Source organism: Neorhizobium sp. LMR1-1-1.1 (assembly GCF_040675795.1).
Classification (GTDB): domain Bacteria; phylum Pseudomonadota; class Alphaproteobacteria; order Rhizobiales; family Rhizobiaceae; genus Neorhizobium; species Neorhizobium cellulosilyticum.
Genome location: NZ_JBEGHE010000066.1, coordinates 1 through 936, shown reverse-complemented (window position 1 = coordinate 936; position 936 = coordinate 1). Strand labels below are relative to the sequence as shown.

The following is a 936-nucleotide window of genomic DNA, read 5'->3' as shown; positions in this document are numbered from 1 at the left end:
CGACACTGTCCAGATCACCTTGATGATGGACCAAATGCGTTTTCTCGCTGTGGGTTGTTCAGGTGGCATAATAGCTCGCTGCAGTGCTCGGCTAGCTCGATATAATATTGGATTTGCATTCCACGATAGGCATGATTCAATCGTCGTATCGATTTGCGGAGGATTGAGCGATGATGGGATGTCAGACGGCTCCGGGCCAGCTCTTCTACGACTTCTGCCTTGATGATCATGTCCCTGCTGACCACCTGCTGCGCGGGATAGACCGACATCTAGAACTCGACAGCGTACGGGCACAGTTGAAGCCTTTCTACAGCACCACTGGTCGCCCTTCGGTTGATCCCGAGCTGATGATGCGGATGCTGATCATCGGCTATTCCATGGGTATCCGCTCGGAACGGCGGCTCTGCGAAGAGGTCCACCTCAATCTCGCTTATCGCTGGTTCTGCCGTCTCGGATTGGACGGCAAGGTGCCCGATCACTCCAGTTTCTCGAAAAACCGCCATGGCCGTTTCCGACAGAGCGACATCCTGCGGCATATGTTTGAAGCGGTGGTGGAGCGTTGCCTTGCGCAAGGGTTGGTCGGTGCCGAAGGATTTGCCGTCGATGCTAGTCTGATTGCGGCGGATGCCAACAAGCAGCGTTCGGTGCCGGGAGGAGAATGGGAAGCAAAAGAGGAAGCTGGCCGTTCAGTGCAGGAATATCTGGCTGTTCTTGATGACGCGGCTTTCGGGGCTGCATCGCCAGTGACACCGAAGTTTATCTCTCCGTCCGATCCGGCTGCTCAATGGACTGGTGCCCACAAAGGCCATGCCTTCTTCGCCTATGCGACCAACTACCTGATCGACACAGAGCACGGCGTTATTCTGGACGTGGAAGCGACACGCGCAATCCGTCAGGCGGAGGTCAGAGCATCTCGCACGATGCTCGACCGAACGG

1 protein-coding gene is annotated in these 936 nt (G+C 56.2%); it reads left to right on the top strand.

Going from position 1 to position 936, the window contains the following annotated elements; translation table 11 throughout:
- Positions 1–170: 170 nt before the first annotated feature.
- A partial coding sequence (locus tag MRBLMR1_RS27000) for a transposase (RefSeq protein WP_500066967.1) occupies positions 171–936 on the top strand: 766 nt, incomplete at its 3' end.